Origin of the sequence: Companilactobacillus crustorum JCM 15951, from assembly GCF_001434585.1 — a bacterium.
Classification (GTDB): Bacteria; Bacillota; Bacilli; order Lactobacillales; family Lactobacillaceae; genus Companilactobacillus; species Companilactobacillus crustorum.
The window spans coordinates 78,397-95,765 of record NZ_AZDB01000001.1; the positions used below are offsets into that span (position 1 = coordinate 78,397).

Annotated in this window: 15 protein-coding genes and 1 pseudogene; 1 reads left to right on the plus strand and 15 read right to left on the minus strand. The window is 34.8% G+C overall.

Going from position 1 to position 17,369, the window contains the following annotated elements; all coding sequences use genetic code 11:
• Positions 1-132: 132 nt before the first annotated feature.
• From FD26_RS00350 to FD26_RS11430, 11 genes are all read right to left on the minus strand, one after another.
• Positions 133-2,448 (minus strand): hypothetical protein, encoded by a 2,316-nt coding sequence (locus FD26_RS00350; protein ID WP_057866464.1) that lies wholly within the window; start codon positions 2,446-2,448, stop codon positions 133-135.
• 57 nt (positions 2,449-2,505) lie between these two features.
• Positions 2,506-3,570, minus strand: coding sequence for an Ig-like domain-containing protein (locus FD26_RS00355; RefSeq protein ID WP_057866465.1), 1,065 nt, complete (start codon positions 3,568-3,570; stop codon positions 2,506-2,508).
• Positions 3,571-3,582: 12 nt separating this feature from the next.
• The gene (locus FD26_RS00360; protein ID WP_057866466.1) at positions 3,583-4,719 is read right to left on the minus strand and encodes a hypothetical protein; all 1,137 of its coding nucleotides are present in this window, start codon (positions 4,717-4,719) and stop codon (positions 3,583-3,585) included.
• A 395-nt stretch (positions 4,720-5,114) separates the two neighbouring features.
• Positions 5,115-7,874: a sigma 54-interacting transcriptional regulator gene (locus FD26_RS00365; RefSeq protein ID WP_057866467.1), complete on the minus strand. Its 2,760-nt coding sequence runs from the start codon at positions 7,872-7,874 to the stop codon at positions 5,115-5,117.
• 85 nt (positions 7,875-7,959) lie between these two features.
• Positions 7,960-8,931, minus strand: coding sequence for an SIS domain-containing protein (locus FD26_RS00370; RefSeq protein WP_057866468.1), 972 nt, complete (start codon positions 8,929-8,931; stop codon positions 7,960-7,962).
• Positions 8,932-9,028: 97 nt separating this feature from the next.
• Positions 9,029-9,868, minus strand: a complete 840-nt coding sequence (locus FD26_RS00375; protein WP_057866469.1) for a PTS system mannose/fructose/sorbose family transporter subunit IID — start codon at positions 9,866-9,868, stop codon at positions 9,029-9,031.
• Positions 9,869-9,883: 15 nt separating this feature from the next.
• A complete protein-coding gene (locus tag FD26_RS00380) occupies positions 9,884-10,663 on the minus strand; it encodes a PTS mannose/fructose/sorbose/N-acetylgalactosamine transporter subunit IIC (RefSeq protein WP_057866470.1) in 780 nt (259 codons plus the stop codon).
• A gap of 15 nt (positions 10,664-10,678) precedes the next feature.
• Complete coding sequence (locus tag FD26_RS00385; protein WP_057866471.1) at positions 10,679-11,149, minus strand: PTS sugar transporter subunit IIB; 471 nt, start codon at positions 11,147-11,149, stop codon at positions 10,679-10,681.
• Entirely contained in the window at positions 11,133-11,561 is a 429-nt protein-coding gene (locus tag FD26_RS00390; RefSeq protein ID WP_057866472.1) for a PTS sugar transporter subunit IIA, read from the minus strand. The genes FD26_RS00385 and FD26_RS00390 overlap by 17 nt, the downstream gene beginning before the upstream one ends.
• A 296-nt stretch (positions 11,562-11,857) precedes the next feature.
• Entirely contained in the window at positions 11,858-12,043 is a 186-nt protein-coding gene (locus FD26_RS00395) for a hypothetical protein (protein WP_057866473.1), read from the minus strand.
• Between the two features lie 59 nt (positions 12,044-12,102).
• Positions 12,103-12,255, minus strand: coding sequence for a DUF6095 family protein (locus FD26_RS11430; protein WP_222593835.1), 153 nt, complete (start codon positions 12,253-12,255; stop codon positions 12,103-12,105).
• Positions 12,256-12,442: 187 nt separating this feature from the next.
• Here FD26_RS11430 and FD26_RS00400 point away from each other — a divergent pair, with 187 nt between their 5' ends.
• On the plus strand, positions 12,443-13,552 hold the full coding sequence (locus FD26_RS00400) for an SLC13 family permease (protein WP_057866474.1): 1,110 nt from the start codon (positions 12,443-12,445) through the stop codon (positions 13,550-13,552).
• A 54-nt stretch (positions 13,553-13,606) separates the two neighbouring features.
• Here the strand turns inward: FD26_RS00400 and FD26_RS00405 are convergent, their stop codons facing one another.
• From FD26_RS00405 to sdaAB, 4 genes and pseudogenes are all read right to left on the minus strand, one after another.
• Positions 13,607-14,140, minus strand: a complete 534-nt coding sequence (locus FD26_RS00405; protein WP_057866475.1) for a ClbS/DfsB family four-helix bundle protein — start codon at positions 14,138-14,140, stop codon at positions 13,607-13,609.
• A 212-nt stretch (positions 14,141-14,352) separates the two neighbouring features.
• Positions 14,353-15,774, minus strand: a pseudogene (locus tag FD26_RS00410) (C69 family dipeptidase).
• A gap of 15 nt (positions 15,775-15,789) precedes the next feature.
• Complete coding sequence (sdaAA, locus tag FD26_RS00415; RefSeq protein WP_057866476.1) at positions 15,790-16,656, minus strand: L-serine ammonia-lyase, iron-sulfur-dependent, subunit alpha; 867 nt, start codon at positions 16,654-16,656, stop codon at positions 15,790-15,792.
• Positions 16,657-16,667: 11 nt separating this feature from the next.
• A complete protein-coding gene (gene sdaAB, locus FD26_RS00420) occupies positions 16,668-17,339 on the minus strand; it encodes an L-serine ammonia-lyase, iron-sulfur-dependent subunit beta (protein WP_057866477.1) in 672 nt (223 codons plus the stop codon).
• Between the last annotated feature and the right edge of the window lie 30 nt (positions 17,340-17,369).

The following is a 17,369-nucleotide window of genomic DNA, read 5'->3' on the forward strand; positions in this document are numbered from 1 at the left end:
GTTAATTTGACTAACAGCAATAAAAGACCTCTATGACAATCATCCTTGATGGTCACCATAGAGGTCTTTTTATTGTTCGAGAATTGAACGATATTCTGTTCTACTCTCTTTTTTCAATCATTTGATTATTACCTAAAGTGAATTGGTTGCTGTCCATGTAACTGTAGACTTATATGTTCCTTTCGGAATAGCACTAGCACGATTCAACTTCAATAATAGTCCCTCATTTTCACTCCAATTAATAGAAGGAATCGATTCTCCATCAGAGGTATGAGCAATTGGAATCGGATTATCCTTAGTAAGGACTGTCTGATTACCTGATTTATCAAAGTAAGTCAATGCCCCTGGGAAGACTGATCCATTCGCTAATCCATCCAATGTAAGATTATCAGCTGAAATGGTTAAAGTCGTCGCAGGCTTACTGCTACGATTATCTGAAACATCCAAAATATTACTGCCTGCAGTTGGAGTAACTCTATGTTTGATTGAACTTTGACCAATATAGGAATTGATGGCTCCAAAATAGATATCATGAGGAGTCATTTCTAATTTTCCTTCTGGCTGATTTGAATAATGAATATAATTTGGTGTCATAGATACTTGCTTAATAGGAAGAGGTTTGACAGTACCTTGATCATCAATTGTCTGCCCTCCAGTTCCATCGAATGTCGGCGTGAAATCAATACTTTTTGTATTACTTCCAGCAGTACCGTTGAAAGTCATTGTGTAATCAATAGTACCTCCACTCTGAGTGGCATCCGCCGTTAATTCGATACCTGAAATTTTTAAAATTTTCTTTGTGGCATCATTCGGATCGGCAGTCTCACTTACGTGCAGCTTCTCAGGATAGAAAGAATAATTCATAGCTTCAATATTAATACTATTCTCATCGATAGTCATATCACTTGGAATCTCAGTCTTATATACACCATCATCAATAGTTCCTGAGGAGCTTCCAGTATGATTAACGTCAACATGAATCTTAGAAGTATACGTAATATTATCATTTGCTTTAGGATCCAGAACTCCTTTAGCCAAACCTGATTGCGTATCAACTTCCTGATCCTTAGTTGGTTCAGATGTATCATTTATTCCACTCGTTCCTGTAACCTCTGGTAGGTCATCTGTATTCGTAGGTGTATTTGCTGGTGATACAGTCCATCCATCCAGTCTTACCTGGGATTTGCCGTTCTTAGTCTTCCAATCACTCCAAATTGTTAGTCCTGGGGTTTTATAAGTATAGCCTAATGAAATATCTGCAAATACATACACAGGACTCCCCTGTGTTTCATTACCTATTGGATTATGATTATTATCAGCCCTGTAAAATTGATGTGTAAATTGACTTGCAGATTTATTCAGACCTTCACTATACTCAGCATCATTATCAGGATCCTTATTAGTATCATATAAGTTTTGAATTCCATTATCAAAATCTTGGTAACCAACGCTAACACCATTCTTCTGAGTAGACGCCCAAATTTTCCAGTTGATTTTTATATTATTGTCAATGGATAAATCTTTATAATTATCACTATTTGCGTATTTTTTCTTCAAATTATTTATTGTATCTTGAATAGTAGCTTTCAAAAGCGCGGGTGAAACTTCAAAATCAACCGATGTATTGTTAAAAATTTGATCTGTTTGGATACTTGCGCTAACTTGAGCAGCGGGAATTAATATTGTTCCCCATTGCCCTAAGCCGAAATACACTCTAACTTGCGCTGCAGCAGCGGGCCCAGGATCCAGTGGTTGGTTATTCACATTTGAACCATATGTATTTGATCTATTATTATATTTCAATGTCACGGAATCTCTAGTTAAATTGGAAAGCGTAGCCGAGCCACTCTTATTATTTATAGACACAGGTTTTATCTGTTGTCCATTGTCATCCAGAACTAAAGCATCTCCATTGCCGTCTTTAAATTCAGCTCTACTAAAACCTGCAGTCGGATTCCCATTGTTATCTACCGCCGTAATTTGGGTCGTAGACGCTACCTGTAACTGATTTTTCGTATCATTTGCATTTACATTATCCGTATTTATATAAGCCATCATCAAATATGATACGTTAGCTTTCAATCTACCAAGTCCATTATCTGACAACGGACCATAGGTAACTCCGTCAGAATTTACTAAAACTGACAAAGGCGTTGTCAAGGCAGTAACCAAATCAGAAGCAGGCTTAATATCACTATTAAACGGCGATGTTAAACTCGAGACATCTGTTGAACGTTGAGTATTTGCTTGAGTACTTGCTTGAAGCATTTGATCTGCTATGGAACTTGTTTTCTTAGACTTATCTACATTAATGGGGGCACTTACACTAGCCGCTTGAACTGCGGTCGGTGCAAATGAAAGAAAAGAACCCATCAATAGAACCAGCAGAAAAATTATTATGCTAATTTTTCTTTCTATTTTTCCAAATGTAGCACTTTCTAATCCCATTTTATTTCCCCCCTCAATCAATATTAACTAATTGTTATAAGTAACATGTAAAGTTGACTAGTTAGTGTAGACAGACTTTTTATTTGAACCATCTTTTAGAATAATTTTGGCGCGATATTGTGTACCGTTATCAGCAACGCTTGTAATTCCGGTAGTATATGCAGCAGAATTATATTGTCCAATATATTCTGCTTTATTTGTGCCTGGAGCCTTCTTGTACCATTGAACATCTGCATTGTTTTGTTGGATAAGTTCATTCAATTTACTTGTATCGCCCTTCAAACTGAAGGTTGCTGCTTGTCCTGGTTGAACTGTTTGATCAGCAATTCCACCGCCGACTTCGACATAAGTTGTACCAACAACAAATGAACTATCCATATTGTGGAATGTTCCAGTTACTTTAACTACACCAGAAAGGCCCCTGTCATTAGCAGTAATCTTACCAGTACTATCAACTGTAGCTAGGTTAGTGTTATCTACTGACCAAGTAACCTTACCTGTTGAGGAAATTGGATTTACATTGGCGTGAGCAAAAGTAACATTATTCTGATTGTCATTATTATAAATATAATCGGAATCAGCAGTTACTGAGACTCCGCTAGCATTGGTTGGTGTATCGACAATATTAACTTCAGCAACATCAGAGTAAATATGTGTCTTCAATGCCCAGCCAGTTAAATAGTTATAATATTGGGTATCCATTTGATACCAAGTTCTGCCTACTTCATTAGATGGAACACTCAAGTTTTTACGGTGTCCATTTTGCCACTCTGGTACAGCACTCCAGTTAACACCATCGTCTGATTTATACCATCTGTAATGTGGTGCATCGAGCAAGCCACTCATGACAGACCAGACTGATCTACCAGCATCAGTATTTAAAGTTACAGGATTACCAACAACCGTATAAGTATGAGATTCAGGCTGTAAAGCATATCCATTCGTATTCCATATATTCAAAAATTTATCTGGTGCCGGAGTTGGTGTGAAGGAACTATTAGTTAGTGGTGTGCCCAGAGCGGCTGCATCAACAGTTGCTCCTTGAACTGAGAATGTCCCTAACATTGAAACTGCTGCAAAGCTTATTAAGCCAGCTCTTTTTAACTTTGTACTTACTTGCATTTTTATTTCCCCCTATGGATTAACAATTAATTTCGCCCAGCGTGTAGTCATTGAAGTTTCTTTACCATTATTTCTCATAATGACTTTAGCTCTATAAAGTTGATTACTATCATGAATTGTTAATGGTGCAGTAGTCATTGACATAGTTCGAGTTGATCCTAGCGATACACTCTGAGAATCTTTTTGTCCAACACTCTTTTTGGACCATTCAACCCAAATTTCATTGTTATTCCAGCTACCATTGAAGTTATTTTGGTTACCTTGCAAACTAAAGGTTGCTTTCTGACCACTTCTAACAGTGGCATCATTTAATCCTCCACCAATCGTCACATAAGAACTTCCTGATACAGTGTTTGACTCACTGTCCTTCGCTGTATTAGATCCCGTATATGTGGCAATCACTTTGATTCTTGCAGGTTTCATATAGTCATCAGTATTCGTCTTAGCAGTAATTTTACCTGTTGTACTATCAATCGTTGCATATTTCTGGTCTTCGTAATCAAGTGACCACGTAAGTTTTCCAGTAGCGTTTGTTGGTGTTACAACTGCATGAGCATATGCACTGTTCATCATTTGATCTTTGTTATTGTAGATATAATTGGTATCAGTTGAAACCTTAACTGATTCTGGTTGAACATCATTTGGTAAAACATTAACTTGAGCAATATTTGAATAAACGTGTGTCTTTAGAGCCCAGCCTGTTAAGTAGTTGTAATACTGAGTATCCAATTGATACCATGTTGTACCTTCTTTACTAGTATCTACTGGCAAGTTTTCTTGATGTCCATACTGCCATTCAGGAAGTGATGACCAGTTTTTACCATCGTAAGAAACCAACCATCTGTAATGTGGTGCATCTAGTAGTCCTGTTACGACACTCCCTACTGAACGACCTACATCTGTGTGCAGAACAACACCCTTTTGACCAACCTCGGCATTTGTTGTGGCGTCTGGCTGTAAAGCATAACCATTAGTCATCCAGATATTCAACAACTTCTGTGGTGCAGGAGTTGGATCATACATCCTTGACTGTAAAGGCGTTCCTAGATCAGCCGCATCTACTGTAGTACCGGTTTGTATAGCAACAGTTCCCAATGCTACAACTGAAAATAGCGTAACAAGCCCTATTTTTATATTTTTATTTTTCATAAACATTTCCTCCCTTTGTATATACATATATCAGATTTCCCTTTTGTGATAGAATGTACAACCATGAGCTACTTTTTACTATACAATCTTTTTTCTTGCCATTTTTTCAGATATTGTAATTAATTTTTTTATAATTTGAAAGTCCTTGATATTAAAGGGATAGAGATGAGTTTTTACTGCTATTTTGTAAACAAAAAAATGATATATCGAGCTTTATTTTATAGCAACTAATAATATGTCTAAACACATTTATATGATTTTTTACTTAACCAATTTAATATTTTTATGCTTATATATATAAAAGAAAGCATCAAAAAAGCTCTATTTGCAATATTGTAAATAGAGCTTTCAGTAATAATGGATTACACTACGTTAATTTTTTTCATTCATCGTTTTTAATCATCACCCAAAATAATCTCAACAATTAATCTAACTTCTTCAACACTTACTTCAATATTATATTGACTCTCCAGTGGATGTATCGCCTGATAAACTAATCCAAATAACTTCTTATGTTTTAATCTAAACTGTTCAATATCTTCTTGAACATCTAAATTTTGTTTACGAATTAATCGCTCAATCATACCAGATTCATGAATAATTAATAGAATCCGTTTATTGGTTTGAAATTTAGTATTCAATAATTTCTCCATTTTTGAAACAGTTGTATCAGTTATTTTAATTAAACTATTAGGATCTAGAATAGTTACGCTAGAAATCATTCTTTTAATTGTAAAATTCATTAATAAGGCATCTTTCAATTCTGAATAATCCATAGATTTAGTTTCATTCAATATCTTAATAAGTTGATCTATATGGTTTCCTGATAGTAAACCATCTAACGAAAGATATGGAATTCCACTTATTTTAGGATTAGCAGTTCCAACTATAGCTATAACATCATACAATTCGAACGGTAATTCATTACGCTTATTTTTTGATAATTTACCAAAATCGTAGGGCAATATTTCAATATTAACATCGAACTTTTTTAAGCTATTTTTAATAATTTCTTGTATTTGAACAGCACTGCCCATCCCTGAATGGCAACAAGTAATAATGGCTTTCTTTTGTTTTTTACGTGGCAATAAAATTTGGCTATTAATTTTATTGTTTAAATATACATCATTTCTAATTTCATTCATGCCTTTATGTTGAAGAATTAGATTTCCTACATTCAAAACTAATGGTGTGGAAACATGGTCAATCATTAAAATTGGTACATTTAATTTTTCATTTAAACTGTTACCAATTTGATTTAATGATCCCATATCAATCAATAGGATTAATCCATTTTCAATATTTACCGTATTAATATAATCAATTAATTTTGTCTCAATGTCCTTGGTTGTTGTATCAATTGGCATATCTATGGATTGAAATATATTATCCTTCAACATTCGATTAGCAACATTGGCCAGACCACTTGCTGTTGAATATCCATGAGCAACTACAATACTATGGATTTCTTGCAATGAATTATTACTTTTACTTTTAGCAACATATAGTGTGACCATTAAAATATCTTCTTTTAAAATATCTCGTTCCATTTTGTTTGATAGCAAAGCAAGTATTCGTGTTGCTATCTGATATGATCTGCGAAAATTGTTTTTTAATTCATGAATAATTTCGAATTTGTGTAAATTCCAAATCTTGTTTTCTTTCAGTACTGACTGCAAGTTTTTAGACCTTAACAAAGTAGCAATTGCAATAATCTGATTTCCATCTTTAGGATAGCCGTAACTATCTTCCATAAAATCAAAAACAGATTTTATTTGATAAATTAGAAATTCATATTCTGAGTCATTTAGATTTTTATAATTAGTTTTAAAAAGGATGCTATCAAAAAGCATATCAACATTTTTATTAAAATGATTCAAAAACTGCTTTTTATCAAGTTCTCCATTAAAGAAATCCCATATTATTTCTATAGTACTCTCATAAAGTTTTTTAATAATTCTAATTGTTTGATTAGTATGACGTGGAAGTGCATCACTATTAAAATCATATTTAACATATTCATTAGGTTCATTTTCAAATTTTTCATATTGAATTAAACTTTGATAATAATTTATAGGTATATTTGATAAATTAACTTTAATTTCAGATGAATCTTCAAATTTTGCATAGGCATTGCCACTAGAATATTTAATAATATTTCTTAATTTGCCTATATTTCCTTCCATATCAGCTGATGCTAATGCATTTATTAATTGTGTCGAAACCTTTATTCGTCTATTTAATACCCTGCTTTCGTTCATAAAGAAATAATCTATTAACTGAACTTTTTCGCTTTGCGGTCTGGAACCGAAACTTGGAATATTAATAATTACTGGAATACGCCTTACAAACGTAGGTAAAAAAGTTGAATCTAATTTTTCAGTTGTAGCAAAAATCAATCGTACCGACGCTTTTCGTTTAATACTATCGTTCCCCACGGGAGAATATTGACCAGTATCCATGAATGAAAAGAGTTTTTCTTGCCCACTTTTTGTTAAACGATGCACTTCATCTAAAAATAAAATTCCTCCATTGGCGTTTTCTATTAAACCAGCAGTATCCTGATCTGCACCTGTGAAGGCCCCTTTAGTATATCCAAACAACAAGCTAGATAATAATTCAGGATTATTAAAATACTGCGCACAATTTAAAGATTGAAACTTTGATTGTTTAGAAATTATTTCTTTTTGAACGCAGTATTCATAAATTTTATAAGCCAAATAAGTTTTACCGGAGCCACTCGGTCCCATTAGCATTATAGGCAAGCCTTTCCCTGGATACAGAGTTGCAGTTTTAATCTCTTCGATCTGATTTACTAAGCTCCCATCTGAACCGATAACCGCATTAAATATATCCCGATTGCTTGTTGACAACTTTTTCTTTTCATTCATTAAGTTTTTCACGCTGTCATAATCTAGTCTTGGTGATTTAAAATATTTTCTCAAAACTCTGATAGAAATATATTTGATAGGATGAGTTTTTATTTTAGAAAACGCTCCCTCTTTGTACCCATCATTCAGATACCGACTAACGGTGCTACGTGATAACTGTAAATTGTCTGCAATAGTTCCTGTTTCTAATATATTAAAATTTCTTTCATCCATTGCCTTTTTAGAAATCTTATCAAGATATGCTTCTAACTTTATTTCTGACATTTATTAACCTCCTACTAGAGAACGATACATGCACAAAAACGGGTTGACCATTGGTCAATCCGTTTTTAAAGTTCAATCGACTAGATTAGTATTCCAATTTCCACATATAACGACGCTTTGTTAATGGGTGCTTTCTAGCAATAGCCAACTGCTCAGCATAAACACGCATTACTCCTGTCAAAATCATTGGATTTAAATAGTCAATAACATTGTCTGATGCAATTGAATCTAATCCATAATCTTTAGCATCAATCGTTGTTACTTTAGCGTCAAATCTTTGAAGAAATGTTAGAGCTCTAGCATCCAAGTGACGTGTAGGTCCATCATTCATAAATAATAAGTAAGGAACATTTTTTTCAGTCATTTCAAATGGTCCATGGAAATACTCACCCGAATTTAGCGTTGGAGCTGCAATCCATTGCATTTCCATAAATAGGAAACTAGCGGTTGAATAGGCAACATCATATGTAGCACCACTGGATAATACATAAATTAATTTATCATCCTTATATTGTTCAGCAAAGACTCTAGCAGAGGGAGTTACCGACTTAACAGATTTATTAATAAGCCCATCGATCTTATTTAAAGCATCAATCATTTCATCGTAGTGATCATATTTTTCACTTGCTTGAAAAATCTCAACTGCTAAAAGTAATACATTTTTCATTTTAGCAACTTTGGCGGCATAGCTTTCATGGAATCCGTGAACAACGACAAATTCAGCAGCTTCCGTTAATGGTGATCCTTCTGAATTTGTAACTGATATAACATGTGCACCAGCCTTACTTGCAACCTTAGTGGCTTCAACAGATTCTGGTGTTGTTCCACCTAACGATGCTACGATAACTATAGTATTTTTCCCTAATGATGCTGGTGAATCATAGTTAAATTCATTAGCCGTAGAAAGGCTAATACGAAGTTTCTTAGCATTCTTTTCCAAGAAATACTTAGCTGGATATAAATCTGCCATAGAAGCACCACAACCGACAAACATTACATTTTCAATATTTGATTCTTCCTTAAAAATCTTAGCTACAATTTCCTTTGGTGATAACATAATCAAATTCCTCCTAAATATATTACTTGCTTGATTTATAAGTCTTGACACGAAATATAATTCTTAACTAGAATCAAACATTTCTTTACCTTCTTTCTTAAGCCTTTAAAATCCCTAACACACTAGCAAGGATTCCCCCAATAATACAAACGGTCAAAATCCAACCTGTGTTAACTTTCTTTTGAATCAGCCAATACATAAACATAGTCAAACTAATTGGAATCAATTTAGGCATAATCGTGTTAAGTGTTGATTGAAGTTTAAAAGTCGTTCCCATGTGTAATGGCGTGGTTAATGAAATCATACTGGCCACCATTGAACCAATTACCATCAAACCAACTACTCCGGCAATAAACATCACCCGATCCATTGCACCTTCTGAATTCAATTTTGTTAAAAATTGGTTTCCTGCCGTATATCCCCATTTAGCTCCGTACCATGTAACTAGCCATGCCGGAACCAAACAAATCAGCAAAGCTAGAATAGGACCTAATATATTACCTTTTTGAGCAAAATTAATTCCCAATCCAAATGCCAAGACTTTCACTGTACCTTGGAAAAATGAATCTTCAATCCCTGACAAAGGACCCATTAAACTAGACTTAACTGCACTTATTGATTCTGGGTCAAAATCGTCAGGATTTTGAGACAATTGTTCTTCCATAGAAGCTGACAATCCCAATACAAATGATGAAGTTTGCGGTGTACAGTTATAAAATGCTAAATGTCTCTTATAAGCAGATTTCTTTTTATCAATATCTTTAGGATCCTTATAAATACGATTTAAGGTTGGCGAAATTCCGTATAGAAATCCCAAATTCATCTGACGTTCGTAGTTCCATGACGCTTGGATTGTCCAAGAACGCCAGAAAAATTGCCAATATTTTTTATTATTTTCTTTTTTTACAGCTTTTTCAGATTTATTATTCTCTGACATCGTTTTACCCTCTTTCTATAAGGAATCTAATGAGTCTCCATCACCGCCTGAAGATGACGATGATTTATCTTTATAAATGATTTGATCTAATAAAATAGCAATCAAAATAGCAAATAATGCTATTCCAGTAACACTAATATTTGCATATGCCGTAATAAGAAATCCGATAAAGAAATAAGGTGCCATTTTTTTTGAAAGCATCGTCGAAAGTAATAGTGCAAATCCATAAGCTGGTAGCACAGCACTAGCAACTGTCAATCCACTAGTTAACCATTTTGGAATTACTGAAACGATTTGCTTTACTAACCCTGTTCCGAAATATATAGATATAAAAATTGGTACAAAATAACTAATCGCATACAGTGCTGATCCCCAAATAATGTGTAAATTAGTAGCAGATTTGAATTTTCCTTCATCAATATATCGATTAGCCATAACATTGAATGATGACATTGCCATTCTTAAAACAATGGCGAGTAATTGACCAAGTACAGCAATAGGAATGGCAATTGTCAAAGCTGTTTGAGCGGATGCACCTGATAAAATAGCAAAAGCTGCAGCAATGATTGATCCTAATGCCATATCTGGAGGAGCGGCAGCACCGACGTTAACCAATCCTAATGATATAAGTTCCAAAGTGGCTCCGACCATTAATCCTTTAGTAACATCACCTAAGGCAATCCCAACTAAGGTACTAGCAATCAATGGTTGTTCTACATTCAATCTTCCAAATAAACGCGAATCCCAAACAACGATAATTCCAATTATTCCTAATATAATAGCTTTATATAACATTGCTTTCACTTCCTTTTATAATTTATCGTTTAATTCTTCCCTCTTAGTTGTTGGTATTTGTTGCATATAGAGTTCGATACCCATGTTATTAAGTGCTTTAGAATTTTCAATATCCTGATCAGTTAACGCGATAGTATTACTAAATTTTTTTGAGCCTTCTTTTTCTGGAATACCACCATAATTAATTTCTTTAATATCCTTATAGACTTCAACAAATTTCAAAGTTGAATCAGTATTTCCGAAAATTAGCATGACCTTTTCTGGAAGCTTTTTTATTTTAGAAATATTTTGAATAGCTGTATCTACAGAAAAGATATTAAGCTTTACCCCTGTTGGCTTAGATAAACTTAATGACATTTTTTTAAACTCATCATTGGCTGCCAAATCATCTATCACAATAATTCGCTCAATGCTTTCTGACTTAGTCCATGAAAAAATCACTTGTCCGTGTAACAAACGATGATCGATTCTACAAAATTTGATCATTTTCTTTCATCCTCTTTTCTACTAATAAATTTCTCACATTTGCCAATGATTCTTTGCTTTGATTAATAATTGAATTTAAATCCTCATCTGTTATCTTTTCAGCAGTGCTTTCCTTTATTTGCAATTGCATGGCTAACGGCAAATTCATCCCTGTAACCAACTTAATATTTTGATTATTTTCTAGTAATTGCATCATTTCATTGTTTACACTCCCACCTAGTAAATCCGTAAGAATAATAAATTGTTCCTTTGAATTTGTTTCAACTAATTTCTTTACATTTTCTACTTCATCTGTGCTGCCATTTATATACGCTGCATAAGCCAATACATTTTTATCATCTCCAATAATCATATTTAAAGTCTGCTTCATTCCCAGAGCCATATTACTATGGCTTATCAATACAATTTTCATAACTTCACTTCCTGTTTATCCATTCACATTTATATAAGCAACTTACATGCCAAGTCTTAAAAAGATTGTTCCATCAATTATTCAATAGATAAATACACGCTTTGCACACTTATTTAATACAAATCTTGCACACAAAAGGGAGATAGAGTTTAACTGCTCTATCTCCCTTTGCTTCTTGTGAAACAATGTTTCATACACAACACAAAAAAAGACGGCAACTCAAAATCGAGTTACCGTCCTACCTTAATGCTCAGAAACTGAACATGTTTTGTTCAGCTCTGTCATATTTTTACGGTTTAATTTTTAGAATTTGTATTAAATCGCCACAAACTTCTTACAAATAGCAATGATAATAAAAGCATCAATAATCCTGAAAATACTAAAGAAATTCTTCCAAAGAAAAATTCAGGGTCAACGGTCATTTCAATGACGCTAACGATCATTGAAATCAAGACCAAATAAGACGTCCGTTTCAAAATCATGGAAATACCTCCCCTATTTGATACGACGATTATAACAATCATGCTGCCACTTGGCATAGTTATTTAGGAAAAACCATAAATATTCCAGTGAAAAATATAATTACACCAACTGCTAAGGTCAGATAATACACCAATTCTTTCTTAGCCTTGAAAGAGACCGTCATTATGGCAATCCCCAAGATGAACATTAAAATTGATAAAAATATTTGCATTATTATCCTCCCTCATGTTGATATTTAGTATACTTAGGTTACAATACATTATGCTTTTTATAAAAATAATTTTTTGAAAAATTAACATTTGGAAACTTATTTGGTATTTTTTGTATAATTATCTTTTTTAACCGTACTTTTATCTTTATAATAGATAAGGTACTTCTTTTTTGTAGGGGAAACGTAAATGGCCGTATTAAAACGTGTATTTTCAGATAGGGTGCTGTGGATTGCTGGGGCAGCAGCTATTCTTACATCTATCTTCATCAGTCCACCTCAATTGATGGACATTAATTGGAAGACGTTGGCATCACTACTATCTATGATGATTATAATCCAAATTTATGATTATTTGGACTTTCTTAAGTATTACGCGGCGTATATGACGCACAAAGCAAAGACGACGCGACAGATGATTTTCATGCTTGCTTCTTTAGCATTTTTCGGAGCTATGTTCTTAACTAATGATGTTACGATTTTAACGTTAGTTCCACTATTTTATCAACTTTCCAAACATATAAAGGTAAATCCAATTTTTCCAGTAATACTTATCGCAATGGCTGCTAACCTTGGAAGTATTTTTACCCCGTTTGGTAACACTCATAACCTGTTTTTGTTAACGCACTTCAATCTAGGAATTAAACAATTTTTTATTATGTCAACACCAATAACAATTGTTACTTTTATAGCTGTTTTCTTAGCTACTCGATTCTTTCCCAAAGATCCTATCGAGTTAACTGAATTACCAGCTGTTGAACTCAATATCCCTAGTCTAACTTTAACAGTTGCCGTTACAGTGGTAATTTTCCTAGGAATTTTTTCTGTAATCCCAATGTGGGGTTCATTAATTGCGGCTTTATTGCTAGTTATCTTTATTAATCCGCATATTCTTGAATCAGTTGATTACTCAATTGTGTTGATTTTCATGTGTTTCTTTATTGCCGTTGGCAACATTAACCGTGAACCAGTAATTGTTAATAATCTACATCAATTTTTACAAACTAGAACAAGCACTTATCTTACATCGATCATTACCAGTCAATTTATCAGTAATGTTCCTACAACTATTTTAGTTTCCAAGTTTTCTAAATATGTTCATGCTATTTTCTTAGGTACGAATATTGGTGGACTTGGTACGGTTGTCGGTTCTCTAGCTAATTTATTGGCCTTCAAGCAATATCGATTTTTCTTCAAGAAGAATCCTGGTAAATATTTAATGTACTTTACAATAATTAACTTTGCGATGTTGATTATTATCGGTACTATCGGTTTCTTCTTAATTGATTTTGGACTTTAAAACCAATAAGGACCTTCACTTCACATAACGTGAAATGAAGGTCCTTTATTTTTACTATGAATTAACAGCTTTCTTATCTCTCAAGTTAAAGTTCTTCCACTTTCTGACTTGTCTGCTGTAATTATTGAATGGTGAAACTGCATTGATTCTAATCCACTTGGCTACTGGCCACATAGCTTTGGTTGTTGCCCATTTACGTTCACCAGGCTTGAATAATTCGTCGTGTGACATATTATCAATCCAAGCAATTAATTCAGCAACAACGCTGCCTAATTCAGCTTCTTCATTTGCAATGCCATCTGAACCATACTTAATATTAAAATCATGGTACAACTGACGCATTTGATCCCATTTATATCCTGGTGTAGGTGTAGTAATTTTAGCACCACCAGCTTCAGCCTTTTCCCATGATAAAATCATATTAATCCAACCGACCTGATATGAGAGCATCTCACGTGGCGTCTTGTCCACTTGATCAATTTTTTCATCAGCAACATCATCGCTGATCCCCTCGTATTCATCAATGAACTTATGATAACTCTCTTTAATCTGGTCTATCAATTCTTCTGAATTTTTATATACCTGCATGCCTTCGCTACCTTTCACTGATCTATATTCCCAAATCGGGAACATCCCAATTTCTATTATAGACTTGAAATTGTCACTTTGCTAAAAAAAGCTCATGATATAGCAAAAAAATAGTGAGTAAGCGGTTAATTTATGTTATATTAATTAGTTGCACAAAAAAACACCGGTAAATTTGTTTGATTTACCAGTGTTTTTTGTATAATTTTTTCAATTTAAAGATTGGGATCCATTTTAAAAGTTAATTTACTCAATTCAGTTCCCTTAGTTACTAAATCTGCTAAATGTTCCTTAGTAGCCTGATTAAAATGCTGAGCTATAATATGATTTTGCTCGGTCAAATAGTCAGTCAACTGTGTCGTCGACATTTTGACTGTTTCAGCTTCAACCGCTGCTATTTTTCTACGGGCTCATTCAGATAGTTCTTTTTGATAGGCTAAATTGGGTTCTGAAAATTCTTGATAGTGGCTTTCTACGATCATAGCCAAAGTCTCATACATCCAATAAGCACTATTTAGATCCAGTTTCTCCGGAACGTAGCTATAGGACTTATCGATATCGTTAGCATTTGTAAAGAATGGTACATAGGGACTAAAACTTGGTATTCCTAGAGCTTTCCACTCGATAGCTAGAGTTTTTTTACTATCATTTCGTAATTGTAAAATATGTGAATTAGCCGTTCTCGACAAAGAAATGGCTCGATATCTTTTCTTATCTGCTTCATTGCCACTCCCAATAGGATCAAAAGGGGTCTCATTAAAATGTGAAGCCAAGACGGTCTGAATATCCTCTACTGAAATTTTTTGATCAGGCCGTCTCAAAAATGGCAGCTCAGACGATTCAGGATTTTGTTCAACAGAAGGATTTAGCAATTTCTGTCCGTACCAAACTCGAGGCGTATTGTAATGATGATCTTGTTTTGTATTGGTACCAAAAATATGACGAAAATCCCAACGATCAAAATCAGGATTTAAGCTATGTTCTGTAACAAATTCTTGAATGCCATCCGACCACATATAATTGTCGGGATCATCAAAGTCAATATCCTCAATCCCGATTTGATTAGCTGCTACAGCATATGAATCATCAGGTATTCGTATGGCAACCCAATGGTGACCCGTAGCCAGCTCAACGTACCAAATTTCATCTTGATCAAAAAATTGTACTCCGTTGCCTTCAGCTGAACCATACTTAGCAACTAGTTCACCCAATCTTTTTACCCCGGCACGAGCGGAATCGACATATGGCAAAATCACAGTTGTCATAGAATCTTCCGCCAATCCTTGCATAACTAAAGGATCATAGGCCAAAACCTTTTCATTAGCGAAGACACTCTCAGTAGCACTCATTCCGACATTTTTCTCATTGATACCATCTTCTTCATACCAGCCTTCAGTTTGGTCAGCATCAGGTGAAGTTGTATAGCGATAGCCACTCTCGGGTAATTGAAGCGAAAATTTATTATACGGCGATACATACGTTTCTTGACGATTCTTGATGGCCGCTTGAACAAAAAATTTCTTAGGCCAGTTAGCCACAAAATTATCTTCATTTCTGGCAATAAAATTCGAACCATCCATTGCGGCTTTTTTACCCCCCATAATAGAAGTACATGCCGCATGTTTGTGTTGTTTCATATTGATTGCTCCCCTTTAATCGCCAAAGATTTCTTTCTTGAGTTTCAAAGCCGTTGGAGTCGTTGCCATACCACCTTCAGCCGTCTCCTTAAAGATCGAAGGCATCTGCTGACCGACTTTATGCATTGCTTCTACTACCTCATCTACCGGAATAACACTCTTGATGCCGGCTAATGCCATATCAGCTGAGATCATCGCCTGAGACGATCCCAAGGCGTTACGTTTTACGCAAGGAACTTCTACCAAGCCAGCTACTGGATCGCAGATTAAGCCCATCATATTTTGCAATGTGATAGAGATTGCTTCCGCTGCCATTTGGGCAGTTCCTCCTTTAGCACAGACTAAAGCAGCTGACGCCATTGCAGCAGCTGATCCAACTTCTGCCTGACAGCCCCCTTCAGCACCAGCAATAGACGAATTATTGGCAATAACCAAGCCAAAAGCTCCAGCTGTAAACAAAAAATCTACCTGCTGATCACGAGTCAATTTTAGACGATCTCTTGTTGCTACTAAAACACCTGCCAAAACACCGGCACTTCCTGCTGTTGGCGTAGCACAGATCAGACCCATTTTGGCATTAACCTCATTAACGGCAACTGCATTTCTAACAGCCTCTAAGATTGGTTCTCCACTGAGAAAATCACCCTTAGCTAAATATTCGTCCATCAGCTTAGCATCCCCGCCAGTCAAACCTGTTACAGATTTAACTCCAGCAATACCTTCTTTAATAGATTGTTCCATAACTTCCAAATTACGTCCCATCTGAGAGCGAATGAATTCTTTACTTCGATCAGTATTTTCCATTTCCGTTCGCACCATCAAGTCGGCAACAGAATCATAATCAGCACTTTTTTCAACTAACTCTTTAATTGTATAAAACATCTTATAATCCTCTATTCAAAATATGTAGCATTGTCAACATTAGGCAAAGCTTTTAGCTTTTTCAAAATTTCGGGACGATCTCGGCGTTCATCTACTTCAATGATCATCAAAGCCTTTTCGCCCTTGGATGCACGAGTAACCGTCATCGTACCAATATTAATATTAAAATCAGAAAAGACATCTGTGACTTTGGCAATCATTCCGGCAACATCTTGATGAACCGTAATATAGGTTGGCGTACCTAAACTTAACGACATCTTAAAGCCATTAATTTCAGAAATTTGAATATTGCCGCCGCCAATAGAAACCCCAGTAACCGACAACTCATGCTTTCCTTTAGTCAAAGTTATTTTAGCCGTATTCGGATGATCGACTTTTTCACTCTTAGTCACAAAAGCAACCTTAATTCCTTTTTCATAGGCCAGCTTTAAAGAATCAGCCAATCGTCTATCATCTGGCTCCATTCCTAGCAAGCCACCAACAATAGCCACGTCAGTTCCGTGTCCACGATATGTTTTAGCAAATGATTCATACAAATCAATAACGATTTTATCTGGCTTTTCTCCAAAAATATCATGCACTACCTTACCAATTCTAGCCGCTCCAGCTGTGTGTGAGCTACTAGGTCCCACCATTACTGGACCAATGATGTCAAAAACACTTTTAAATCGAACATCTTTCATGATTTTTACCTCTAAATTATTTACGTTATT